The 23,269-nt window shown below is 71.9% G+C and carries 21 protein-coding genes; 14 read left to right on the plus strand and 7 right to left on the minus strand.

Annotation, left to right across the window (positions count from 1 at the left end; translation table 11 throughout):
• The first annotated feature begins 157 nt into the window (after window positions 1-157).
• The 11 genes from uvrC to BS75_RS29005 all read left to right on the plus strand — a co-directional run bounded on the left by uvrC (window position 158) and on the right by BS75_RS29005 (window position 11,635).
• Entirely contained in the window at window positions 158-2,170 is a 2,013-nt protein-coding gene (gene uvrC / locus BS75_RS28955; RefSeq protein WP_081983401.1) for an excinuclease ABC subunit UvrC, read from the plus strand.
• A gap of 2 nt (window positions 2,171-2,172) precedes the next feature.
• Window positions 2,173-3,081 (plus strand): RNase adapter RapZ, encoded by a 909-nt coding sequence (rapZ, locus tag BS75_RS28960; protein ID WP_034090363.1) that lies wholly within the window; start codon window positions 2,173-2,175, stop codon window positions 3,079-3,081.
• A gap of 71 nt (window positions 3,082-3,152) precedes the next feature.
• Window positions 3,153-4,175: a gluconeogenesis factor YvcK family protein gene (locus BS75_RS28965; protein ID WP_034090364.1), complete on the plus strand. Its 1,023-nt coding sequence runs from the start codon at window positions 3,153-3,155 to the stop codon at window positions 4,173-4,175.
• Window positions 4,166-5,152: a DNA-binding protein WhiA gene (whiA, locus tag BS75_RS28970; RefSeq protein ID WP_034090365.1), complete on the plus strand. Its 987-nt coding sequence runs from the start codon at window positions 4,166-4,168 to the stop codon at window positions 5,150-5,152. The genes BS75_RS28965 and whiA overlap by 10 nt, the downstream gene beginning before the upstream one ends.
• 362 nt (window positions 5,153-5,514) lie before the next feature.
• A complete protein-coding gene (gene gap / locus BS75_RS28975) occupies window positions 5,515-6,519 on the plus strand; it encodes a type I glyceraldehyde-3-phosphate dehydrogenase (protein WP_034090366.1) in 1,005 nt (334 codons plus the stop codon).
• Between the two features lie 123 nt (window positions 6,520-6,642).
• Window positions 6,643-7,851, plus strand: a complete 1,209-nt coding sequence (locus BS75_RS28980) for a phosphoglycerate kinase (RefSeq protein WP_034090367.1) — start codon at window positions 6,643-6,645, stop codon at window positions 7,849-7,851.
• Window positions 7,852-7,855: 4 nt separating this feature from the next.
• The gene (tpiA, locus tag BS75_RS28985) at window positions 7,856-8,644 is read left to right on the plus strand and encodes a triose-phosphate isomerase (RefSeq protein WP_034090368.1); all 789 of its coding nucleotides are present in this window, start codon (window positions 7,856-7,858) and stop codon (window positions 8,642-8,644) included.
• Window positions 8,645-8,736: 92 nt separating this feature from the next.
• Window positions 8,737-8,976 (plus strand): preprotein translocase subunit SecG, encoded by a 240-nt coding sequence (gene secG / locus BS75_RS28990; protein WP_034090369.1) that lies wholly within the window; start codon window positions 8,737-8,739, stop codon window positions 8,974-8,976.
• A gap of 299 nt (window positions 8,977-9,275) precedes the next feature.
• Window positions 9,276-9,563: an RNA polymerase-binding protein RbpA gene (locus BS75_RS28995; RefSeq protein ID WP_034090370.1), complete on the plus strand. Its 288-nt coding sequence runs from the start codon at window positions 9,276-9,278 to the stop codon at window positions 9,561-9,563.
• A gap of 188 nt (window positions 9,564-9,751) precedes the next feature.
• Window positions 9,752-10,375, plus strand: a complete 624-nt coding sequence (locus BS75_RS29000; protein WP_042436517.1) for a TetR/AcrR family transcriptional regulator — start codon at window positions 9,752-9,754, stop codon at window positions 10,373-10,375.
• Between the two features lie 102 nt (window positions 10,376-10,477).
• Window positions 10,478-11,635: an acetyl-CoA C-acetyltransferase gene (locus tag BS75_RS29005; protein ID WP_034090371.1), complete on the plus strand. Its 1,158-nt coding sequence runs from the start codon at window positions 10,478-10,480 to the stop codon at window positions 11,633-11,635.
• A gap of 51 nt (window positions 11,636-11,686) precedes the next feature.
• On the opposite strand, the gene BS75_RS29010 is transcribed toward BS75_RS29005, so the two are convergent.
• Together BS75_RS29010 and BS75_RS29015 are read right to left on the minus strand one after the other, a co-directional pair.
• Entirely contained in the window at window positions 11,687-12,985 is a 1,299-nt protein-coding gene (locus BS75_RS29010; RefSeq protein WP_042436519.1) for an MFS transporter, read from the minus strand.
• Between the two features lie 33 nt (window positions 12,986-13,018).
• Window positions 13,019-13,624: a TetR/AcrR family transcriptional regulator gene (locus BS75_RS29015; RefSeq protein ID WP_034090372.1), complete on the minus strand. Its 606-nt coding sequence runs from the start codon at window positions 13,622-13,624 to the stop codon at window positions 13,019-13,021.
• A gap of 73 nt (window positions 13,625-13,697) precedes the next feature.
• Between BS75_RS29015 and BS75_RS29020 the strand changes: the two genes are divergently transcribed.
• The 3 genes from BS75_RS29020 (at window position 13,698) to BS75_RS29030 (ending at window position 16,189) form a co-directional block, all read left to right on the plus strand.
• On the plus strand, window positions 13,698-14,519 hold the full coding sequence (locus BS75_RS29020; protein WP_081982682.1) for a class I SAM-dependent methyltransferase: 822 nt from the start codon (window positions 13,698-13,700) through the stop codon (window positions 14,517-14,519).
• A 117-nt stretch (window positions 14,520-14,636) separates the two neighbouring features.
• Window positions 14,637-15,167: a SigE family RNA polymerase sigma factor gene (locus BS75_RS29025; RefSeq protein WP_034090374.1), complete on the plus strand. Its 531-nt coding sequence runs from the start codon at window positions 14,637-14,639 to the stop codon at window positions 15,165-15,167.
• Entirely contained in the window at window positions 15,164-16,189 is a 1,026-nt protein-coding gene (locus BS75_RS29030) for a hypothetical protein (protein WP_034090375.1), read from the plus strand. Before BS75_RS29025 ends, BS75_RS29030 begins: the two co-directional genes overlap by 4 nt.
• Before the next feature lie 89 nt (window positions 16,190-16,278).
• Here the strand turns inward: BS75_RS29030 and pgl are convergent, their stop codons facing one another.
• From pgl to tkt, 5 genes are read right to left on the minus strand one after another with little or no spacing between them, the layout of a single operon-like run.
• Window positions 16,279-17,061 (minus strand): 6-phosphogluconolactonase, encoded by a 783-nt coding sequence (gene pgl / locus BS75_RS29035; RefSeq protein ID WP_034090376.1) that lies wholly within the window; start codon window positions 17,059-17,061, stop codon window positions 16,279-16,281.
• Window positions 17,058-18,164: a glucose-6-phosphate dehydrogenase assembly protein OpcA gene (gene opcA / locus BS75_RS29040; protein WP_034090377.1), complete on the minus strand. Its 1,107-nt coding sequence runs from the start codon at window positions 18,162-18,164 to the stop codon at window positions 17,058-17,060. Before opcA ends, pgl begins: the two co-directional genes overlap by 4 nt.
• On the minus strand, window positions 18,161-19,690 hold the full coding sequence (gene zwf / locus BS75_RS29045; RefSeq protein WP_034090378.1) for a glucose-6-phosphate dehydrogenase: 1,530 nt from the start codon (window positions 19,688-19,690) through the stop codon (window positions 18,161-18,163). The genes opcA and zwf overlap by 4 nt, the downstream gene beginning before the upstream one ends.
• A gap of 38 nt (window positions 19,691-19,728) precedes the next feature.
• Complete coding sequence (gene tal, locus BS75_RS29050; RefSeq protein ID WP_034090379.1) at window positions 19,729-20,859, minus strand: transaldolase; 1,131 nt, start codon at window positions 20,857-20,859, stop codon at window positions 19,729-19,731.
• A 38-nt stretch (window positions 20,860-20,897) separates the two neighbouring features.
• On the minus strand, window positions 20,898-22,973 hold the full coding sequence (tkt, locus tag BS75_RS29055; protein WP_034090380.1) for a transketolase: 2,076 nt from the start codon (window positions 22,971-22,973) through the stop codon (window positions 20,898-20,900).
• Between the last annotated feature and the right edge of the window lie 296 nt (window positions 22,974-23,269).

Raw genomic sequence — 23,269 nt, forward strand, 5'->3', positions numbered from 1 at the left:
GGCGCGGGCGGCGCCGACGATCGCGGGGCGTGCTGTCGGACCCGGGCGCTAGTGTCTTCACTGTCTCGGCTGATCCGTTCGCAGGGAGTTCCGCCCGTATGTCGTCACCGCCTCGTGTGTGCTGGTCAGCCGCAGCGTGCCGGGCTGGGGGTTCCTGATGGCCGACCCGTCCGCCTACCGCCCCGCGCCGGGGCAGATCCCGACCTCCCCGGGCGTCTACAAGTTCCGGGACGCCCAGCACCGGGTGATCTACGTCGGGAAGGCCAAGAGCCTGCGCCCCAGGCTCAGCAGCTACTTCCAGGACCTGGCCAACCTCCACCCGCGCACCCGGCAGATGGTCACCACGGCGGCCTCGGTCGAGTGGACCGTGGTCGGCACCGAGGTCGAGGCGCTCCAGCTGGAGTACAGCTGGATCAAGGAGTTCGACCCCCGCTTCAACGTCAAGTACCGCGACGACAAGAGCTACCCCTCGCTGGCGGTGACCCTGAACGAGGAGTTCCCCCGGGTCCAGGTGATGCGCGGGCCGAAGAAGCGCGGGGTGCGCTACTTCGGCCCCTACGGGCACGCCTGGGCGATCCGGGAGACGGTCGACCTGATGCTCCGGGTCTTCCCGGTCCGGACCTGCTCCGCCGGGGTCTTCAAGCGGGCCGAACAGGTCGGCCGGCCCTGCCTGCTCGGCTACATCGGCAAGTGCTCGGCGCCCTGCGTCGGCCGGATCTCGCCCGAGGACCACCGGGCGCTGGCCGAGGAGTTCTGCGACTTCATGGCCGGCCGCACCGGCGCCTACCTGCGCCGGCTCGAACAGGAGATGAAGCAGGCCGCCGCCGAGATGGAGTACGAGCGGGCCGGGCGGCTGCGCGACGACATCGAGGCGTTGAAGCGCGCCATGGAGAAGAACGCGGTCGTCCTCGCCGACGGCACCGACGCCGACCTGCTCGCCCTCGCCGAGGACGAGTTGGAGGCCGCGGTGCAGATCTTCCACGTCCGCGGCGGCCGGGTGCGCGGCCAGCGCGGCTGGGTCACCGACAAGGTCGAGAACGTCGACACCGCCGGGCTGGTCGAGCACGCGCTGCTCCAGCTCTACGGGGAGGAGCGCGGGGAGGCGGTGCCGCGCGAGGTACTGGTCCCGGCGCTGCCGGACCCGGTCGGGCCGATCGCCGAGTGGCTCAGCGAGCGCCGGGGCAGCCGGGTCGACCTGCGGGTCCCGCAGCGCGGCGACAAGCGGGAGCTGATGGTGACGGTGGAGCGCAACGCCGCCCAGGCGCTGTCGCTGCACAAGACCAAGCGCGCCTCCGACCTCACCACCCGCAGCGTGGCGCTGCAGGAGATCGCCGACGCCCTCGGCCTGGACACCGCCCCGCTGCGGATCGAGTGCTACGACATCTCCCACCTCCAGGGCCAGGACGTGGTCGCCTCCATGGTCGTCTTCGAGGACGGGCTGGCCCGCAAGAGCGAGTACCGGCGCTTCGCGATCAAGTCCTTCGAGGGCCAGGACGACGTCCGCTCGATGCACGAGGTGATCACCCGCCGCTTCAAGCACACCGAGCAGCCCAAGGAGCGGGACGAGGAGACCGGGAAGCCGCGCCGCTTCGCCTACCCGCCGCAGCTGATCGTGGTCGACGGCGGCGAGCCGCAGGTCGCCGCCGCCCAGCGGGCGCTGACCGAGCTCGGGGTGCACGACGTCGCGCTCTGCGGGCTGGCCAAGCGGCTGGAGGAGGTCTGGCTCCCGGGCGAGGACGACCCGGTGGTGCTGCCGCGCAGCAGCGAGGGCCTGTACCTGCTGCAGCGGGTCCGCGACGAGGCGCACCGGTTCGCCATCACCTACCAGCGGCAGAAGCGCGCCAAGCGGCTCACCGCTGGCGGCCTGGACGACGTCCCCGGGCTCGGCGAGGCCCGGCGGCAGGCGCTGCTGAAGCACTTCGGCTCGGTCAGGCGGATGCGCACCGCGACGGTCGAGGAGATCTGCGCGGTCCCGGGGTTCGGCCCGCGCACGGCGGCGGTTGTTGTGGCAGCGTTGGCCTCGATGACACCGGCTGCTCCTACCGTTAACACGGCGACCGGGGAGGTCATCACCGATGGTGATGTCACTCGTGCGAGTGACACAGGGAAGCCGCAGACGGCCGCGAGCGTTGAGGTTGATGATGCGAGCGAAAGCGGGGAGAAGAAGTGACTGTGTCTGGTAGTACCACCGGTGCCGTCGGCACCGTGGAGGTGCCCGAGGTGGTGCCCGAGTTGGTGATCATCTCGGGCATGTCGGGGGCGGGCCGGAGCACCGCCGCGAAGTGCCTGGAGGATCTCGGCTGGTTCGTGGTCGACAACCTGCCGCCGTCGCTGATACCGACCATGGTGGACCTCGGGGCGCGCTCCCAGGGAGCGGTCGCCCGGATAGGCGCGGTGGTCGACGTCCGCGGCCGCAGCTTCTTCGACGACCTGCTGGCCTCGCTGGAGGACCTGGAGCGGCGCGGCGTCCGGCTGCGGGTGGTCTTCCTGGAGGCCTCCGACGACGCCCTGGTCCGGCGGTTCGAGAGCGTCCGCCGACCGCACCCGCTGCAGGGCGAGGGGCGGATCGTGGACGGCATCGCCCAGGAGCGGACCCTGCTGCGCGACCTGCGCGGCGAGGCCGACCTGGTGATCGACACCTCCGACCTCAACGTCCACGAACTCCGGGCCAAGATGGACGCGCAGTTCGCCGACGACCAGGAGCCGCAGCTGCGGGCCACGGTGATGTCCTTCGGTTTCAAGTACGGCCTGCCGGTCGACGCCGACCTGGTCGTCGACTGCCGGTTCCTGCCGAACCCGCACTGGGTCCCCGAGCTCCGCGCGCGTACCGGGACCGACGAGGAGGTCGCCCGCTACGTCTTCGACCAGCCCGGGGCCAAGGAGTTCCTGGACCAGTACGCGGATCTGCTGCGCATCGTCACCGACGGCTACCGGCGCGAGGGCAAGCGCTACATGACGGTTGCCGTAGGCTGCACCGGAGGCAAGCACCGCAGCGTGGCCATGTCGGAACGGCTGGCCAAGCGGCTGATCTCGGACGGCCTGGAAACGGTGCTGGTGCACCGCGACATGGGCCGCGAGTAGGGCGCGACCGGCAGCAGGACCGGACGGGCAGCGGGGCGGCGGGGCAGCAACGGCGCGGTAGAGGGGCACGGGTGTCGGCACACATCATCGGTGGGCGGCAGATCCGGCGCCGCCGTGGGGCGCCGCGGATCGTCGCGCTCGGCGGCGGCCAGGGGCTGTCCGCCTCGCTGTCGGCACTGCGGCGGCTCACCGGCGAGCTCACGGCCGTGGTCACGGTCGCCGACGACGGCGGCTCCAGCGGGCGGCTGCGCGCCGAGTTGGGCGTGCTGCCGCCGGGGGACCTGCGCAAGGCGCTGGCCGCCCTGTGCGGGGACGACGAGTGGGGCCGGACCTGGTCCGAGGTCATCCAACACCGCTTCCAGAGCAACGGCGACCTGCACGGCCACGCGGTCGGCAACCTGCTGATCGTGGCGCTGTGGGAGAAGTTGGGCGATCCGGTCGAGGCGCTGGCCTATGTCGGCCGGCTGCTGGGCGCGCACGGCCGGGTGCTGCCGATGTCCGCCGTGCCGCTGGACATCGAGGCCACCGTCCGGGGCCTGGACCCGGCCTTCCCCGAGCGGATGGACACCGTCCGGGGCCAGGCCGAAGTGGCGGTCACCCCGGGCGAGGTGGAGTCGGTACGGCTGCTGCCGCAGGACCCGCCGGCCGTGCCCGAGGCGGTCGAGGCGGTGCTGGAGGCGGACTGGGTGGTGCTCGGTCCCGGCTCCTGGTTCACCAGCGTGCTGCCGCACCTGATGGTCCCTCAGCTGCGCACCGCACTGGTCGAGGCCAGGGCCCGAAAGGTGCTGGCGCTCAACCTGGTTGCGCAGCCCGGCGAGACCGAGGGCTTCTCCCCGCAGCGGCACCTGGAGGTCTTCGGTGCGCATGCGCCGGAGCTGACGGTCGACTTCGTGCTCGCCGACAAGGAGGCCGTGGCCGACGCGGAGGCGCTGCGCAGTGCGGCCAAGCGTCTGGGGGCCGAACTCGTGCTCGACGACGTCGCGGCGGTGGAGCCGGGCACCCGAGTCCCCTCCGGGCGACACGACCCGGAGCTTCTGGCGGCCGCGTACGACCGGATCTTCAGGATGCATGGAAGGATCGCGCCATGGCGATGACGGCAGCGGTGAAGGACGAAATCAGCCGACTCCCCGTCACCCGGGCCTGTTGCCGCAAGGCGGAGGTGTCGGCGGTTCTGCGGTTCGCGGGCGGTCTGCACATTGTGGGCGGACGCATCGTGATCGAGGCGGAGCTCGACACCGGAGTGGCGGCACGGCGACTGCGCAAGGACCTGCTGGAGATCTTCGGGCACTCCTCGGAGCTGGTGGTGATGGCCCCCGGCGGTCTGCGACGCGGCAGCCGGTACGTGGTGCGGGTGGTGAAGGACGGCGAACTGCTGGCCCGGCAGACGGGCCTGGTGGACGGGCGGGGACGCCCGATCCGGGGGCTTCCCCCGGCGGTGGTCTCCGGGGCGACCTGTGACGCGGAGGCGGCCTGGCGCGGCGCCTTCCTGGCCCACGGGTCGCTCACCGAGCCGGGCAGGTCCTCCTCGCTGGAGGTCACCTGCCCCGGCTCGGAGGCGGCGCTGGCGCTGGTCGGCGCGGCCCGGCGGCTGGGCATCCCGGCCAAGGCCCGCGAGGTGCGCGGGGTGGACCGGGTGGTGATCAGGGACGGCGACGCGATCGGCGCGCTGCTGACCCGGCTGGGCGCGCACGAGTCGCTGCTGGCCTGGGAGGAGCGGCGGATGCGCCGCGAGGTCCGGGCGACGGCGAACCGGCTGGCCAACTTCGACGACGCCAACCTGCGCCGCTCGGCTCGGGCCGCGGTCGCGGCCGGCGCCCGGGTGCAGCGGGCGCTGGAGATCCTCGGCGAGGAGGTCCCGGAGCACCTGGCCGCGGCCGGGCGGCTGCGGATGGAGCACAAGCAGGCCTCGCTGGAGGAGCTGGGCTCGCTGGCCGACCCGCCGCTGACCAAGGACGCGGTGGCCGGCCGGATCCGCCGACTGCTGGCGATGGCCGACAAGCGGGCCTCGGAGCTGGGCCTGCCGAGCACCGAGCACAACCTGTCCGAGGCCGAGGAGATGGTGGCCGGCTGAGGGCGCTCCGGCGGGAACCGGCCGGGTTCGCCCGTTCGGCGGCGCTCCCGCCGCCTCCCGGTCCGGCCCGACGGCCCGTCCGACGTACCGCCCCGGGGTGTCCGCGCCCCGGGGCGGTCGCGTTCCCGCTGGAGCGGGTCCGTCAACCCCGGTGCGGACGGCGGCGCATGGGTGCAGGCACCCGGCGCACGCCCGGTACGCACGCCCGCTGATCGGGGGTTGAGGGGCCGGGCGCGCCCAGTGTTCGCACCGGACGGATGTGCTCTCGGACACGCTTGCGGGGTAGGGTTTCAAGCGGTCGGGGACATCCCATTCCAGCTCGTCGGCTCCATGAGCCGGCGTATCAGCGAGGAGATCGGTTCGTGACGATCCGGGTAGGCATCAACGGGTTCGGCCGCATTGGCCGCAACTTCTTCCGTGCGGTTATCGCCCAGGGCGCGGACATCGAAATCGTCGGTGTCAACGACCTGACCGACACCAAGACCCTGGCACACCTGCTGAAGTACGACTCGACCCTGGGTACCCTGCACGCCGAGGTGACCCACACCGACGACAGCATCACCGTGGACGGCAAGACCTTCAAGGTCTCCGCCGAGCGCGACCCGGCCAAGCTCGCCTGGGGCGAGCTGGGTGCGGACATCGTGATCGAGTCCACCGGCTTCTTCACCAAGGGCGATGCCGCCGCCAAGCACCTCACCGCGGGTGCCAAGAAGGTCCTGATCTCGGCGCCCGCGTCGGACGAGGACATCACCATCGTCATGGGTGTCAACGACGACAAGCTTGACGTCAGCAAGCACAACATCATCTCCAACGCCTCCTGCACCACCAACTGCGTGGCGCCGATGGCGAAGGTCCTGCACGAGGCCTTCGGCATCGCCAAGGGCATGATGACGACGGTGCACGCCTACACCAACGACCAGGTCACCCTGGACTTCCCGCACAAGGACCTGCGTCGCGCCCGCGCCGCGGCCCTGAGCATCATCCCGACCTCCACCGGTGCCGCCAAGGCCACCGCGCTGGTGCTGCCGGAGCTCAAGGGCAAGCTGGACGGCACCTCGCTGCGCGTCCCGGTCCCGACCGGCTCGATCACCGACCTGGTGGTCGACCTGGAGCGCGAGGTCACCAAGGACGAGGTCAACGCGGCCTTCCTGAAGGCCTCCCAGGGCAGCCTCAAGGGCTACCTGTACTACAACGAGGACGAGATCGTCTCCCGCGACATCGTCAACTCGCCGTACTCCTGCATCTTCGACGCCCCGCTGACCATGGTCCAGGGCAACCAGGTGAAGATCTTCGGCTGGTACGACAATGAGTGGGGCTACTCCAACCGCCTGGTCAACCTGACCTCGCTGGTCGGCAGCCAGCTCTGACGAGTTCGGCACACGTGATGTGAGGCAGGGTCCGGACGCCATGTCCGGGCCCTGCCTGCGTCGCCCGCTCGTCCCGACCGTCCTCCCCCCGCCCTCGTCCGCTCCCACAGGAGATACCAGACCGTGCAGACCATCGACGACCTCGACGTCGCCGGCCAGCGGGTATTCGTCCGCGCCGACCTCAATGTGCCGCTGTCCGGCACCACCATCACCGACGACGGCCGGATCCGCGCCGTCGCGCCGACCATCGCCAAGCTGGTGGGCAAGGGCGCGAAGGTGATCGTCGCCTCGCACCTGGGCCGTCCCAAGGGCGCCCCCGACCCCCAGTACACCCTCGGCCCGGTGGCCGTGCGGCTGGCCGAGATCCTCGGCCAGGACGTCACCTTCGCCAATGACACGGTCGGCGAGAGCGCCGCCCAGGCCGTGGCCGAGATGCAGGACGGCGACGTCGTCGTGCTGGAGAACCTGCGCTTCAACCCCGGCGAGACCAGCAAGGACGACGCCGAGCGCGGCGCCTTCGCGGACCAGCTCGCCACCCTGGCCGACCTCTACGTCGGCGACGGCTTCGGCGCCGTCCACCGCAAGCACGCCTCGGTCTACGACCTGCCGGCCCGACTGCCGCACGCGGTCGGCCTGCTGATCGAGAAGGAGGTGGCGGTCCTCAAGCGGCTCACCGAGGACGTCGAGCGCCCCTACGCCGTGGTGCTCGGCGGCTCCAAGGTCTCCGACAAGCTCGGCGTGATCGACAACCTGCTCGGCAAGGCCGACCGGATCCTGATCGGCGGCGGGATGGTCTTCACCTTCCTCGCGGCCAAGGGCTACGGCGTCGGCAGCAGCCTGGTGCAGACCGACCAGATCCCGGCGGTCCAGGAGTACCTGAAGCGCGCCGAGCAGAACGGCGTGGAGTTCGTGCTCCCGGTCGACATCGCGGTCGCCTCCGCCTTCCCCGACCTCAAGGCCGACGACGCGCCGGTGGCGGACTACGCGGTGGTCCCGGCCGACGCGATCCCGGCCGGCCGGATGGGCCTGGACATCGGCCCGGAGACCGCCAAGCTCTTCGCCGCGAAGCTCGCGGACGCGAAGACCGTGTTCTGGAACGGCCCGATGGGCGTGTTCGAGCACCCGAGCTTCGCCCAGGGCACCGCCGCGGTGGCCGAGGCGCTGGCCGACGGCGACTCCTTCTCGGTGGTCGGCGGCGGCGACTCGGCCGCGGCCGTGCGCATCCTCGGCTTCGACGAGAAGAAGTTCGGCCACATCTCGACGGGTGGCGGCGCCAGCCTGGAGTACCTCGAAGGCAAGACCCTGCCCGGCCTCGCCGCACTGGAGAACTGAGAACATGAGCACTGCGCGTACCCCGCTGATGGCGGGCAACTGGAAGATGAACCTCAACCACCTTGAGGCCATCGCCCACACCCAGAAGATCAACTTCGGGCTGAACGACAAGGACTTCGCGGCCGTCGAGGTCGCGGTCCTGGTCCCGTTCACCGACCTGCGGTCGGTGCAGACGCTGACCGACGGCGACAAGATGAAGATCAAGTACGGCGCCCAGGACATCTCGGTGCACGACTCCGGCGCCTACACCGGCGAGATCTCCGGCCCGATGCTGTCCAAGCTGAAGTGCACCTATGTGGCGATCGGCCACTCGGAGCGGCGCCAGTACCACGGCGAGACCGAGCCGGTCGTCAACGCCAAGGTCAAGGCCGCGTTCCGGCACGGCATCGTGCCGATCCTGTGCGTCGGCGAGGGCCTGGACGTCCGCAAGGCCGGCAACCAGGTCCCCTTCACCCTCGCCCAGCTGGACGGGGCGCTGGAGGACGTGCCGGCCGCCGACGCCGAGCGCATCGTCGTCGCCTACGAGCCGGTGTGGGCCATCGGCACCGGCGAGGTGGCCACCCCGGAGGACGCGCAGGAGGTCTGCGCCGCGATCCGGACCCGCCTCGGCGAGCTGTACAGCCCCGAGCTGGCCGACAAGGTCCGGGTACTCTACGGGGGTTCGGTCAAGGCTTCGAACGCGGCGGGCATCATGGCCAAGCCGGATGTCGACGGCGCGCTCATCGGCGGGGCGGCGCTGGACCCCGAGGAGTTCGTGAAGATCGTCCGCTATCGGGACCAGGCAGTAGGCTGACCGGCCGAACCGTCGTACGCTAGGGCCGGAGCAGTGGCAGCACCACCGCTCCGGCCTTGTGCCAAGCACCCACACAAGAGATTGGTTCCGCCGTGGTCCTCTGCTTCTCCATCGCGTTGATCTTCTTCAGCGTGATGATGGTGGTCCTGGTCCTGCTCCACAAGGGCAAGGGCGGCGGTCTGTCCGACATGTTCGGTGGCGGCGTGTCCTCCACCGGCGGCGGCTCCGCCGTGGCCGAGCGCAACCTCGACCGCATCACCATCATCATGGGTGTCGGCTGGTTCGCCTGCATCATCATTCTCTCGCTGCTGTTGAAGGCCAAGAACGGCTGACCCCCGGCGGCGAATTGCACCAATACACCCTGCGGTAGCCCGTCTGTGCGAGAACTGACGGAGTGTCGCCCGGCCGCCTATCATGGTGGCAGTTGTCGCCAGTGACGGTGACGGACCGTGTGCGCGCGGTCCGTACACTGGGACAATTCCGTCGCCGGGGGGCGCGGGAACACCGTGGGGACCGAGCCACGTTGGCACGGAAGAACTCCCAGGTGGCCGGCGCTACGCACGATCACGCAGGGAGTCGCACCGTGGCAAGTGGCAACGCTATCCGTGGCAGCAGGGTCGGGGCCGGCCCCATGGGTGAGGCCGAGCGCGGCGAGTCCGCCCCCCGGCTCCGGATCTCCTTCTGGTGTGCCAACGGGCACGAGACCCGTCCCTCCTTCGCCTCCGACGCCCAGCTCCCGGAGACCTGGGACTGCCCCCGGTGCGGATTCCCGGCCGGCCCGGACGAGGAGAACCCGCCGGCCCCGCCGCGTACCGAGCCCTACAAGACCCACCTCGCCTACGTCCGCGAACGGCGCACCGACGCCGACGGTGAGGCGATCCTGGCCGAGGCGCTGGCCAAGCTGCGCGGCGAGGTCTGACGCACGGCCCGACAACTCCTGGCTCCATCGGTCGAACTGACGCATCGTCAGATTTTCTGTCGCCGGACCGCAGTCGGCACCCGATCGCGTCTTCCCTAACAAGTATTTGGTAGGTTAACGTGCCGGTAGCCGCGCACGGGCGCGGACCGCACGGTGCACCCCGCGGTGCGCCCAGTGGACGGAACGACATGCAGAGCAAGGACCTCACCGGCAACGGCCCCCGGAGCACCGGCGGGGCCGTGCCCTCGCGGCGCGAGGAGCTGCTGGCCACCGCTGCCGAGGTGTTCGCCCGGCAGGGCTACGACGCGACCACGGTCCGGGAGATCGCCGACGCGGCCGGCATCCTGGCCGGCAGCCTCTACTACCACTTCGACTCCAAGGAGTCGATCCTCGACGAGATCCTCTCCGGCTTCCTGGACGAGCTCTGGACCGGCTACGACGCCGTCCTCGGGGCCGGGCTCGGCCCCCGGGCGACGCTGGAGGCGCTGGTGGTCGAGTCCTTCCGGGAGATCGACCGGCACCACGACGCCGTCGCCATCTACCAGCGCGAGCGCCACCTCGCCGGGCAGCCCCGCTTCGGCTACCTCGCCGAGTCGATGCACCGCTTCGAGCACATCTGGCAGGGCACGCTGGAACGGGGGGTGGCCGAGGGCGAGTTCCGGGCCGACCTCGACCTGCGGCTGGCCTACCGCTTCGTCCGCGACACCGTCTGGGTCGCCGCGTCCTGGTACCGCCCCGGCGGGCGGCACGACGCGGCGGAGATCGCCCGGCAGTACCTCGGCCTGCTGCTGGACGGCATCGCCGCGCACTGACCGGTTCCGCCCGCCCCGTTCCGCCCGACCCGTTCTGCCCGACCCGTTCCGTCCGACCGTGCCATCCCGACCCGTGCCACCCAGATCCAGGAGGTAGGAACCATGCCCGAGGCCTATATCGTCGAGGCTGTCCGCACCCCCGTCGGCCGCAAGGGCGGCGGCCTGGCCGCCGTCCACCCCGCCGACCTCGGCGCGCATGTGCTGCAGGCCCTGGTCACCCGCAGCGGCATCGATCCGGCGCTGGTCGAGGACGTGGTCTTCGGCTGCCTGGACACGGTGGGACCGCAGTCCGGTGACATCGCCCGGACCAGTTGGCTGGCGGCCGGGCTGCCGGAGGAGGTGCCCGGGGTCACCATCGACCGGCAGTGCGGCTCCTCGCAGCAGGCGGTGCACTTCGCCGCGCAGGCGGTGATGTCGGGGACCAGCGACCTGGTCGTGGCGGGCGGCACCCAGAGCATGTCGCAGATCCCGATCGGCTACTCCTCACGCGAGGCGGCGGTGCCGCTGGGGCTGACCGAGGGGCCGTTCGCCGGCTCGGTCGGCTGGCGTGCCCGCTACGGCGACCAGCCGGTCAGCCAGTTCCTCGGCGCCGAGATGATCGCCGAGAAGTGGGGCATCTCCCGCGAGCAGATGGAGGAGTTCGCGCTCCGCTCGCACCAGCGGGCGGTCCGGGCGATCGACGAGGGCCGGTTCGACCGCGAGATCGCCCCCTACGGCGAGGTGGTGCACGACGAGGGTCCGCGCCGCGACACCACCCTGGCCAAGATGGCCGGGCTGAAGACGCTGGCCCCCGGCGGCCGGGTGACCGCCGCGCTCTCCTCGCAGGTCTCCGACGGGGCCTCGGCCATGCTCATCGCCTCCGAGCGCGCGGTGCGGGAGTACGGACTCACCCCGCGCGCCCGGGTGCACCACCTGTCGGTGCGCGGCGAGGACCCGATCCGGATGCTCTCCGCGCCGATCCCGGCCACCGCGTACGCGCTGAAGAAGACCGGGATGTCGATCGGGGAGATGGACCTGGTCGAGATCAACGAGGCCTTCGCGCCGGTGGTGCTGGCCTGGCTCAAGGAGACCGGCGCGGACCCGGAGCGGGTCAATGTCAACGGCGGCGCGATCGCGCTCGGCCACCCGCTGGGCGCGACCGGCGTCCGGCTGATGACCACGCTGTTGCACGAGCTGGAGCGGACCGGCGGCCGCTACGGGCTGCAGACCATGTGCGAGGGCGGCGGCCAGGCCAACGTCACTGTCATCGAGCGGCTGTAGCCCGTCGAACGGCCGTGGTGCGGCGCCCCGGCACCCGGAGTCGACGGATCGTCAGCTCTGGGCGCCGGGGCTGACCGCCGGCCCCGGTGCGGTGGCGACCGGGCCGGGCGGGGGAGTGGCGTAGGCGCGGGCCACGGTGGCGCGGTCGAACACCCGCCAGGTGCTGATCGAGACCAGGACCGCGACCACGAAGGCGATCCAGTAGGGCGCGGTCAGCCCGAACCGGGAGGCGACCAGGCCGCCCAGCACCGCACCGAGGCAGTTGCCCCCGGCCGCGATGAACAGGTTGGTGCTGCCGACGCGGCCCAGCATCTCCGGCGGGGTCAGTCGTTGCCGCAGCGAGTTGGCCACGATGTTCCAGAGCGACCCGTGCACGCCGAAGGCCACGAAGGCGGCTCCGATCAGGTAGGCGCTGTGCGAGGCCGCGAGGCAGAGGTGCAGCCCGGCCTCGATCACCAGGCCGATCCTGACCGTCCAGGTCGGCGTGACCCTGGCCACCAGCCGGTCGCCGAAGACCGAGCCCAGCACCCCGCCGACCGCCATGCAGGTGAACAGCAGGCCGTAGCCCACCGACCCCAGGTGGAGCCGGTCCTTGGCCAGCAGGACCAGGACGGCGGTGGTGGCGGTCAGGGTGATGTTCAGCAGGCCGATCAGCACGGCCATGGTCCGCAGCAGCCGCTGGCGGGCCAGCCAGCGGAAGCCCTCGACGATGTCGGCCCGGACCGAGCTCCGCGGCCCGCTCTCCTCCGTCGGTCGGCGTGCCGAGCGGTAGGTCCCGCCGACCGTGCCGATCAGCACGGCGCTGGCCGCGTAGGTGGTGGAGTTGACGAAGAACGGACTGCACGCCGCGGTGACGAAGAGGAAGCCGCCGAGGGGTCCGGCGACCATCTGCTGCATCAGCGTCGTGCCGCCGACCAGCCAGCCGTTGGCCCGCTCCAGCCGCTCACGCGGCACCACCGAGGGGAGCAGCGCCTGGCCGGCCGAACGGAAGACGATCTCACCGGTGTTGATGGTGAAGAGCACCGCGAAGAGCAGCGGGATGCTGTCGCGGCCGGTCGCCACGGCCGTGCCCAGGACGGCGGTCGCGGCCACCCGGACCCAGTCCACCAGCACCATCAGCCGCCGCCGGTCGACCCGGTCGACCAGTACCCCGCCGGGCAGCGCGAACAGCAGCCAGGGCAGCCAGGCGATGCCGGTGGCCGCCGATACCACCAGCGGACTGCTGCTGCGGGAGGCCACCAGCAGCGGTGCGGCGATCGTGGTGAGGCCGCTGCCGAGAGCCGAGGTGGTGCTTGCCGCGCAGAGCTTCACGAAGCGCGCGCCCAGCGGTTCTGCCGTGCTTGCTGCCATGGTCTTCGAACCTAGCAAAGCGGCGACGGGGGGTCATCCGAGTTTTCGCCCCGGTGGCAGCGCGCCGCCGATCACGGTGGCCACCACCTGCCGGAGGGCCGCCGGCTCCGGCCGGGCGCTCTCGCGGTCGGCGAAGAGCAGGTGGCCGGCGCCGATCAGGGTGGGGGCGAGCGGCCGCAGGTCGGCCTCGGCCGCGATCCGGCCCAGCCGCTGTTCGGCGGCGAGGTACCCGGCGAGCATGGCGGTGGCCTCGGCCAGCAGCGGGACGCCGCGCGGGGTGGTCCGGCGCAGCCGGGCGCGCAGCTCGTCGCGGAAGGTGACCAGGCCGACGACGGCCACGGCGACCGGGTCGAACAGGGCGCCCAGCGCGTCAGCGAGGTTGCCGGTGACGGTGCCGGTCCCCGCGGCGGTGTGGAGGGCGGCGGACTGGGCCGCGATCCGGCCGATCCGGTCCAGCACCAGCGCCTCCAGGAAGTCGTCGAAGTCGGCGAAGTGCCGGTGCAGGACGCCCTTGGCGCAGCCGGCCTCGGCGGTGACCGCCCTGCTGGTCAGAGCGTTCGGCCCGGCCTGGAGCAGCAGTCGCTCGGCGGCGTCGAACAGCTGTGTGCGCGGGTCCTGGAAGGCCACCCCTGTCGGCACCGTGGGTCCTCTCGTCCGTCTCTGCGACACCCGCGCCATTGAGGAGTGGGCGTCCGCCCACTATGGTGGGCGCATGCCCACTCTACCGCCGGAGAACGTACCCCCCACCCCTCCCGAGCCCCATCGGCAGCGGCTGGTGGCCGAGTCCTTCGGGGCCGACGCCGAGCGCTACGACCGCACCCGACCCCGCTACCCCGAGGCGCTGGTGCGGCGGATCGCCACCGCGAGCCCCGGCCCCGACCTCCTCGACGTCGGCTGCGGCACCGGCATCGCCGCCCGGCAGTTCCTGGCCGCGGGCTACCGGGTGCTCGGTGTCGAACCCGACGCCCGGATGGCCGTCGTGGCCCGGCAGTTCGGCCTGCCGGTCGAGGAGGCCGGCTTCGAGGGCTGGGACCCGGCCGGCCGGAAGTTCGACGTGGTGGTGGCCGGCCAGGCCTGGCACTGGATCGACCCGGTGGCGGGCGCGGCCAAGGCCGCCTCGGTGCTGCGCCCCGGTGGGCTGCTGGCGGCCTTCTGGAACGTCTTCGAACTCCCGCCCGAGGTCCTGACGGCCGTCGACGAGGTCTGCGCCCGGGTGCTGCCCGACTCGCCGTTCCGGTACCGCGCCGAACCCGGAGCGGCCCTGCAGGCCTACGACTCGCTGCTGGCCCGCGCCGCCGAGGGCATCCGCGCGGCGGGCGGCCTGGGCGAGCCCGAGCAGTGGCGCCAGGACTGGGCTTGGACCTGCACCCGGGACGCCTGGCTGGACCAGATGCCCACCCAGGGCGCCTTCACCAGGCTCCCGCCGGAGCAGTTGGCCGAGGTGCTGGCCGCGGCCGGCGCCGCCATCGACGCCCTCGGCGGCAGCTTCCCGATGCGCTACACCACGGTCGCCCTGATCGCGGTGCGCGGCTGACCGGACCTGCCGACCCCACCCCCTGGAACACCGGTGGCCCCGGCCGTGCAACCCTTCCCCGGTCGCGCGCATTAGACGGGTGGAAACGACCGGCACCAGGAAACAGGGGGAACGCCCATGGCGGAGCGGAAGCGCGACGCCGAGTTCGTCGAGTACGTGAGCAGCAGGTCGGCCTGGCTGCGGAAGACCGCCTACCTGCTCTGCGGGGACTGGCACCGCGCCGACGACCTCGTCCAGACCAGCATCACCAAGCTGTACGTCAACTGGGGCCGGGCGGGCGGAGTCGAGAACATCGACGGCTACGCCCGGACCGTCCTGGTCAACACCTTCCTGGCCGAGCAGCGCGCGCCCTGGGTCCGCCGGGTGCTGCTGCGCACCTCCGACTCCGACTCCGACTCCGAGGAAGCGGCGCGGCTGCCCGACCTGGAGGCCTCGCTCGACCTGCGCGAGGCCCTCGCCGCCCTGCCGCCCCGGCAGCGCGCGACGGTCGTGCTGCGCTACTTCTGCGACCTGAGCGTGGAACAGACCGCCGACGCGCTCGACTGCTCGACGGGCAATGTGAAGAGCCAGACCTCGCGCGGCATCGACGCGCTGCGCCGCCTGCTCGGCGCCCGCCCCGCCCCCGCCACGGAAGGACTGCCGACATGAGCCTCGACACCGACGAACTGCTGGTCCGGCTCCACGCGATGGCCGAGGAGCCCGCGCCGGCCGACCCGGTCGACATCGCCGGCGCGATCCGGGTGGGACGGCGCCGACTGGTCCGCCGCCGACTGGCCCGGACCGCCGGGGTCGGCGTGCTGGCCTGCGCCGTCGGCCTGGGCGTGTTCGCCCTTCCCGGCGGCGGCACCGAGGTCTCGGCGGCCAAGGGCGGCACCGGCAGCGGCACCCTGCAGGGGGCCGACCCGCTGGTGGCGCCGTACCGCTTCGGCTGGCTGCCGCCGTCGTTCAACAGCATCGGGGCCGGCTCGATCGACAGCGGTCAGCAGGGCGTCGAGAGCCAGCCGGAGGCGTTCGCGCTGCTGCGCGGCGACGACGCCGTCAACATCGGCTACTACCGGCTCGACAAGGGCGAGCAGCCGGACCTGACCGGTTTCGCCCACGGGAAGGTCGTCAACGGGACCGAGGTCGCCACCGCGCCGATCGACGGAAGGCCGGCGTTCTGGGTGGTCCTGCCCGGCCTGCCGCAGCGCCAGCAGCTCTTCTGGAAGCTGCCGGACGGTCAGTTGGCCGGACTCGTCGGCGAGAACCTGCCCGGCCGGGTGGCCGACCCGACGGGCACGCTGCGCCGGATCGCGGCCGACATCCGCGAGGGTGACCGCCCGGTGCCGCTGCCGCTGCGGATCAGCGGACTGCCCAAGGAGTTCTCGCTCCGCAATGTCACGCTGACCACCGATCTGAACAACGACCGGTCCTGGACCGAGACGGTGCAGTACGCGACGCCCAGTGGCGTGATCTTCAACATCTGGGCCACCGCCGGCACCGGCTGGGAGGGCGGAACCCCGGGTGCGGCCACGGCCACCACCAAGGGCGTGCTGGTCTCGGTGTTCAAGCAGAACCAGGCCGACGCCGCCTCGCTGGACGCCGTCGGCGGCCTCAAGGGGGTGCTGAACCACGTCGTGGTGCTCGGCAACGACTCGGCGAACTGGACCACGGAGGCGTTCCTGCCGTAGTGAGCAGCGCCCGGAACGGCGGCGGCCCCGCACCTCCCGGCCGGGAGGTGCGGGGCCGCCGCCGTCGTGCTCCGTGCGCTGCCGCGCCGTCAGGCCGAGGCCGGCGGGTAGAGCTGGGGCGGTATCTTCGCCGCCGCCGCCCGGTCCAGCAGCCAGAGGGTGCGCTGCCGGCCGTAGGCACCGGAGGCCGGGGCCTGGATCTCGCCCGGGCCGGACAGTGCCAGGGCCACGGCCTCGGCCTTGTCCTCGCCCGCCGCGAGCAGCCAGACCTCGCGGGCGGCCCGGATCGCCGGCAGGGTCAGCGAGACCCGGACCGGCGGGGGCTTGGGCGCGCCGCGCACGCCGACGACGGTGAGCGCGGTCTCCCGCACCCCCGGGTGCTCCGGGAAGAGCGAGGCCACATGGGTGTCCGGGCCGACGCCGAGCAGCAGCACGTCGAAGGCCGGAACCCGGAGGCGGTCCTCCGGGCCCGCCGCCCTGGCCAGTTCGGCGGCGTAGCGCTGCGCCGCCGCCTCCGGGTCGTCGCCGTCGGGGCCGTCCGACGCGGGCATGGGGTGCACGCGTGCGGGGTCCAGCGGCACCGCGTCCAGCAGCTCGTCCCGTGCCTGGGTGGCGTTGCGCTCCGGGTCCCCTTCGGGGAGGAAGCGCTCGTCGCCCCACCACAGGTCGAGCCGCGACCAGTCCACGGCGTCCCGGGCCGGCGAGGACGCCAGCGCCGCGAGCACCGCATTGCCGTTGCGACCCCCCGTCAGCACCACCGAGGCGGTGCCGCGGGAGGACTGGGCGTCCACGATCCGGGTGATCAGCCGGGCCGCGGCCGCGAGCGCCATCAGCTCCTTGTCGCGGTGGACGACCAGCTGCGGGGTGGTCATGACGAGGCCGACTTCCGCCCGCTGGGCTTGGCCGGGGCGTCCTTGGCGGCGTCCGGAGCGGCGGCCGCCGCCTTCGGCACGGCCTTGGTCCGGGTCGCCGAGGCGACCGGCGCGGCCGGGATCGGAGCCGGGGCCGGCTCCGGGTCAGCCGCGTCGACCGTCTCGTGCTCCGGCCCGTCCTGGTGCAGCTTCTCCACCCCGTACTTGACCGAGGTGGCGTATATGTCGTCCGGGTCGAGTCGGCGCAGCTCCTCGGCGATCAGCTCGGACGTCTCGCGGCGCTTCAGCGCCACCATCCGGTCGGGCTGCTCGGGCATGGAGAGCTTGGCCAGCAGGCCGTCCGAGCGGTCCAGGGTGATGTCGCCGCCGGCCGTGCGCAGCCGCACGGTGGTCAGCCCCGGGCCGTCGGTGACGACCCGCTCCACCTTGATGTCGAGCCGGCTGGCCAGCCACAGCGCCAGCAGTTCGGCGCTGGGGTTGTAGGACTCGCCCTCGACCACCGCGGACTCGACCTTGACGTGGCGCTGGTCGAGCGCGGCGGCCAGCATCGAGCGCCACGGGGTGATCCGGGTCCAGGCCAGGTCGGTGTCGCCGGGGCTGTAGGTCAGCGCGCGGGTGGCGAGCTGAGCCACCGGGGACTCCGCCGAGACGGCATCGGTGATCCTGCGCTGCGCGAGTGCGCCGAGCGGGTCCCGGGCCGGGTTCTCGGGGGCGTTCTCCGGCCACCAGACCACCACCGGGGCGTCCGGCAGCAGCAGTGGCAGCACCACCGACTGCGCCTGGGAGGCGAGTTCGCCGTGCAGCCGGAGCAGGACCGTTTCCCCGGTGCCCGCGTCGGAGCCGACCCGGATCTCGGCGTCCAGCCGGGCCTCGGCCCGGGCCCGTGGGGAGCGCCCGGGACGGCTGATCACCGCGAGGATCCGCGAGGGGTGCTCGCGGGAGGCCTCGCCGGCGGCCTTGAGCGCGTCGTAGGCGCTGCCCTCGTCGGTGACGATGACGAGGGTGAGCACCATGCCGACCGCGCCGGCGCCGATGGCCCGGCGGGCCTCGATCAGTCCAGAGTTGATTTTGCTGGAGTTGGTGTCCGTCAGATCGATCTTCATGGCCGACGCCAGCTCCTACCGTCTCGTGCGAGCATCTCGTCTGCCTCGGCGGGTCCCCAGGTGCCGGACTCGTACGGGGCGGGCTTGCCGTGCTTGTCCCAGTACTCCTCGATCGGGTCCAGGATCTTCCAGGACTCCTCGACCTCCTGGTGCCGGGGGAAGAGGTTGGCGTCGCCGAGCAGCACGTCCAGGATGAGGCGCTCGTACGCCTCCGGGCTGGACTCGGTGAAGGACTCGCCGTAGGCGAAGTCCATGCTGACGTCGCGGACCTCCATCGAGGTGCCGGGGACCTTGGAACCGAACCGCATGGTCACGCCCTCGTCCGGCTGCACCCGGATGACCAGGGCGTTCTGCCCCAGCTCCTCGGTGGCGCTGGAGTCGAACGGCAGGTACGGGGCGCGCTGGAAGACCACCGCGATCTCGGTGACCCGGCGGCCCAGCCGCTTGCCGGTGCGCAGGTAGAACGGGACGCCCGCCCAGCGGCGGTTGTTGATCTCCAGCTTCACCGCGGCGTAGGTGTCGGTGGTGGACTTGGGGTCGATCCCCTCCTCCTCCAGGTAGCCGAGCACCTCCTCGCCGCCCTGCCAGCCGTGGGTGTACTGGCCGCGCACGGTGTGCAGGCCGAGATCCTTGGGGATCTTGACCGCGGACAGCACCTTGAGCTTCTCGGCGACCAGGGCCTTCGGGTGGAACGAGGCCGGCTCCTCGATGGCGGTCAGCGCCATCAGCTGGAGCAGGTGGTTCTGGATCACGTCACGGGCCGAGCCGATGCCGTCGTAGTACCCGGCCCGGCCGCCGATGCCGATGTCCTCGGCCATGGTGATCTGCACGTGGTCGACGTAGGACCGGTTCCAGATCGGCTCGAACATGGCGTTGGCGAAGCGCAGCGCCAGGATGTTCTGGACCGTCTCCTTGCCGAGGTAGTGGTCGATCCGGAAGACCTCGTCGCGCGGGAACACCGAGTGCACGACCCGGTTGAGCTCGGTCGCGCTGGCCAGGTCGTGGCCGAAGGGCTTCTCGATGACCGCGCGGCGCCAGGAGCCCTTCGGCGGGTCGGCCAGGCCGTGGGCCTTGAGCTGCTCCACCACCTGCGGGAAGAACTTCGGCGGCACGGACAGGTAGAAGGCGAAGTTGCCCCCGGTGCCCTGGGCCTTGTCCAGCTCCTCGATGGTCTCGCGGAGCTTCTCGAAGGCGTCGTTGTCGACGAACTCGCCCTGGACGAAGCGCATGCCCTTGGCGAGCTGCTGCCAGACCTCCTCGCGGAAGGGGGTCCGGGCGTGCTCCTTGACCGAGTCGTGGACGACCTGGGCGAAGTCCTCGTCCTCCCAGTCGCGCCGGGCGAACCCGATCAGCGAGAAGCCCGGCGGCAGCAGGCCGCGGTTGGCCAGGTCGTAGACGGCCGGCATCAGCTTCTTGCGCGACAGGTCGCCCGTCACGCCGAAGATGACCAGACCGGACGGTCCGGCGATGCGCGGCAGCCGCCGGTCCGCCGGATCACGCAGTGGGTTGAGCCAGGCGTTGACCACGCCCGTCTCCTCCTCCAGTACGGATTGGGCCTCTTCGCTCACTTGGTGGATCCCCCCTTGACGGTGAACTTCTGCAGGGAAGCGGAGACCGTGTCGAGCAGCTCCTTCCAGGACGCCTCGAACTTCTCCACGCCCTCGTCCTCCAGCAGCTGGACGACGTCGTCGTAGGAGATGCCGAGTGCGGCCAGGGCGTCGAGCTCGGCCTTGGCCCCCGCGTAGCTGCCCTTGATGGTGTCGCCGCGGACCACGCCGTGGTCGGCGACAGCGTCGAGGGTGGCCTCGGGCATGGTGTTGACGGTGCCCGGCGCGACCAGTTCGACCACGTACATGGTGTCGTCGTAGGCCGGGTCCTTGACGCCGGTGGAGGCCCAGAGCGGACGCTGCGGCTTGGCGCCGGCGGCGGCCAGTGCCTTCCAGCGGTCGCTGGTGAAGACCTCTTCGTAGGCCTGGTAGGCCAGCCGGGCGTTGGCGACGGCGGCCTTGCCCTTGGCGGCCGCGGCGGCCGGAGTGGCGATCTTGTCGAGCCGCTTGTCGATCTCGGTGTCCACCCGGGACACGAAGAAGGAGGCCACCGACTCGATGGTGGAGAGATCGATGCCGGCGGCCTTCGCGGTCTCCAGACCGGTGAGGAAGGCCTCCATGACGCCCCGGTAGCGCTCCAGCGAGAAGATCAGCGTGACATTGACGCTGATGCCCTCGCCGAGGACGGTGGCGATGGCCGGCAGGCCCGCCTTGGTCGCCGGGATCTTGATCAGGGTGTTCGGGCGGTCCACCAGCCAGGCCAGCTGGCGGGCCTCGGCCACGGTGGCCTCGGTGTGGTGCGCCAGCCGCGGGTCGACCTCGATGGAGACCCGGCCGTCGCGGCCGTTGCTGGCGTCGTAGACCGGGCGCAGCACGTCGGCGGCCTCGCGGACGTCGGCGGCGGTCATCATCCGCACCGCCTCGTCCACGGTGACGCCGCGGACCGCGAGGTCGCGCAGCTGCGCGTCGTAGGCGTCGCTGCCGCCGCCGATGGCCTTCTGGAAGATGGTCGGGTTGGTGGTGACCCCGACGACGTGCTTGGTGCGGACCAGGTCGGCCAGGTTGCCGGAGGTCAGGCGGGAGCGGCTGAGGTCGTCCAGCCAGATCGCCACGCCTTCGTCGCTGAGGCGCTTCAGAGCGTCAGTCATGGTGGTACTTCTCCTCTGGAATTCTGGTGGGGCGCGAATCAGCGGTTGGCGTCGGCGAGCGACTCGTGGGCGGCGGCGACCACGGCCTCGGCGGTGATGCCGAACTCGCGGTAGAGCACCTTGTAGTCGGCGGAGGCGCCGAAGTGCTCCAGGCTGACGGCGCGTCCGGCGTCGCCGAGGTAGCGCCACCAGGTCAGCGCGATGCCGGCCTCGACCGAGACCCGGGCGCGGACCGACGGCGTCAGCACGCTCTCGCGGTAGGCGCGGTCCTGCTCCTCGAACCACTCGACGCAGGGCATCGACACCACGCGGGTGGGGATGCCGGCGGCCTGGAGGGTGTCCCGGGCCTCGACGGCGAGCTGCACCTCGGAGCCGGTGCCGATCAGGATGACCTGGGCCGGGCCGCCCTCCGCCTCGCGGAGCACGTAGCCGCCGCGGGCGGCGTCCGGGTTGGCCTCGTAGGTGGGGACGTTCTGCCGGGTCAGCGCCAGACCGTGCGGGGCGGGGTTGGTCGCGTGCCGGCGCAGCACCTCGGCCCAGGTGGTGACGGTCTCGTTGGCGTCGGCCGGGCGGACCATGTTCAGGCCGGGGATGGCGCGCAGCGCGGCCAGGTGCTCGACCGGCTGGTGGGTCGGGCCGTCCTCGCCGAGGCCGATGGAGTCGTGCGTCCACACGTAGGTGACCGGCAGCTTCATCAGCGCGGCCAGGCGGACGGCGCCGCGCATGTAGTCGGAGAAGGTGAGGAAGGTGCCGCCGTAGACGCGGGTGTTGCCGTGCAGCGCGATGCCGTTCAGGGCCGCGCCCATGGCGTGCTCGCGGATGCCGAAGTGGATCGTCCGCCCGTACTGGTCCGCCCCCGGCAGCGGGTTGCCGACCGGCAGGAAGGAGGAGTTCGGGTCGATCGTGGTGAGGTTGGAGCCGGCCAGGTCGGCGGAGCCGCCCCAGAGCTCGGGCACGACCGCGCCCACGGCCTTGAGCACCTCGCCGGAGGCCTTGCGGGTGGCGACGTCCTTGCCGGCCGGGAAGGAGGGCAGCGCCTGCTCCCAGCCCTCGGGCAGCTCGCCCGCGCTGATCCGGTCGAACTCGGCGGCGCGCTCCGGGTTGCCGGCGCGCCAGTCCTGGAAGCGCTTGGTCCAGGCGGCGTGGGCCTCGGCGCCGCGCACCCCGACCTCGCGGGCGTGGGCCAGCACCTCGTCGGCGACGACGAAGGACTGCTCCGGGTCGAAGCCGAGCACCCGCTTGGTCGCGGCCACCTCGTCGGCGCCGAGCGCCGAGCCGTGCGACTCCTCGGTGCCCTGGGCGTGCGGGGCGGGCCAGGCGATGATGGTGCGGGCGGCGATGATCGAGGGGCGCTCGGTCTCGGCCCTGGCGGCGGCCAGCGCGGCGTGCAGCTGGTCGACGTCGAAGTCGCCGTTGGCGCCGTGGACGATCCGCTGGACGTGCCAGCCGTAGGACTCGTAGCGCTTGAGCACGTCCTCGGAGAAGGCGGTCTCGGTGTCGCCCTCGATCGAGATGTGGTTGTCGTCGTAGAGGAAGACCAGGTTGCCCAGCTTCTGGTGGCCGGCCAGCGAGGACGCCTCGCCGGAGATGCCCTCCTCCAGGTCGCCGTCGGAGCAGATGCCCCAGATGGTGTGGTCGAACGGGGAGGTGCCGGGGGCGGCGTCCGGGTCGAACAGGCCGCGCTCGTAGCGGGCCGCCATCGCCATGCCGACCGCGTTGCCGATGCCCTGGCCGAGCGGACCGGTGGTGACCTCCACCCCGGTGGTGTGCCCGTGCTCGGGGTGACCCGGGGTCAGCGAGCCCCAGGTGCGGAACGACTTGAGGTCGTCCAGCGTCAGACCGTAGCCCGAGAGGTAGAGCTGGATGTAGAGGGTGAGGCTGGTGTGTCCGCAGGACAGGACGAAGCGGTCGCGGCCGGGCCAGGCCGCATCGGCCGGGTCGTGCTGCAGGAAGCGCTGGAACACCATGTAGGCGGCGGGGGCCAGGGACATGGCCGTGCCGGGGTGGCCGTTCCCGACCTTCTGGACAGCGTCCGCCGCCAGAACCCGCACCGTGTCCACGGCGCGCTGGTCCAGTTCGGTCCACTCAAAGGTAGTGCTCGGCGTCGTACTCACCCTGAATCAGGGCTCCTTCCGTATCGTCATTCGACCCGGTGCCGGGGACCGTCGACGGTGGCGGACCTGGTCACAGAGCGTTGACCCGCTTGACGTGACGAGCCTATCGCTTATGCGTACGTCGATCCCGCGCAAGCCCATCAGGCGGTCGGCGGAGCACCGTGCTCCGCCCGCCGCCTCGCGCGTACGGTGCCAGCCTGAGGGATCCGAGGTTCGTCCGCCCGCTGAACGGGGCAACACGGTTACCCGAACCCGGACCCGGCGCGGAGCCGGACATATGCAACGTCTAAGGTGGC

The sequence above is a fragment of the Streptacidiphilus albus JL83 genome (assembly GCF_000744705.1).
Lineage (GTDB): Bacteria > Actinomycetota > Actinomycetes > Streptomycetales > Streptomycetaceae > Streptacidiphilus > Streptacidiphilus albus.

Coding starts and splice junctions, on each gene's coding strand:
- BS75_RS29025 (WP_034090374.1), top strand. CDS start 14,637: ATGGCGGAGCGGAAGCGCGACGCCGAGTTCGTCGAGTACGTGAGCAGC.
- whiA (WP_034090365.1), top strand. CDS start 4,166: ATGGCGATGACGGCAGCGGTGAAGGACGAAATCAGCCGACTCCCCGTC.
- BS75_RS29000 (WP_042436517.1), top strand. CDS start 9,752: ATGCAGAGCAAGGACCTCACCGGCAACGGCCCCCGGAGCACCGGCGGG.
- BS75_RS29020 (WP_081982682.1), top strand. CDS start 13,698: ATGCCCACTCTACCGCCGGAGAACGTACCCCCCACCCCTCCCGAGCCC.
- tpiA (WP_034090368.1), top strand. CDS start 7,856: ATGAGCACTGCGCGTACCCCGCTGATGGCGGGCAACTGGAAGATGAAC.
- BS75_RS28995 (WP_034090370.1), top strand. CDS start 9,276: ATGGGTGAGGCCGAGCGCGGCGAGTCCGCCCCCCGGCTCCGGATCTCC.
- opcA (WP_034090377.1), bottom strand. CDS start 18,164: ATGAAGATCGATCTGACGGACACCAACTCCAGCAAAATCAACTCTGGA.
- pgl (WP_034090376.1), bottom strand. CDS start 17,061: ATGACCACCCCGCAGCTGGTCGTCCACCGCGACAAGGAGCTGATGGCG.
- BS75_RS29005 (WP_034090371.1), top strand. CDS start 10,478: ATGCCCGAGGCCTATATCGTCGAGGCTGTCCGCACCCCCGTCGGCCGC.
- tal (WP_034090379.1), bottom strand. CDS start 20,859: ATGACTGACGCTCTGAAGCGCCTCAGCGACGAAGGCGTGGCGATCTGG.
- BS75_RS29010 (WP_042436519.1), bottom strand. CDS start 12,985: ATGGCAGCAAGCACGGCAGAACCGCTGGGCGCGCGCTTCGTGAAGCTC.
- BS75_RS29030 (WP_034090375.1), top strand. CDS start 15,164: ATGAGCCTCGACACCGACGAACTGCTGGTCCGGCTCCACGCGATGGCC.
- uvrC (WP_081983401.1), top strand. CDS start 158: ATGGCCGACCCGTCCGCCTACCGCCCCGCGCCGGGGCAGATCCCGACC.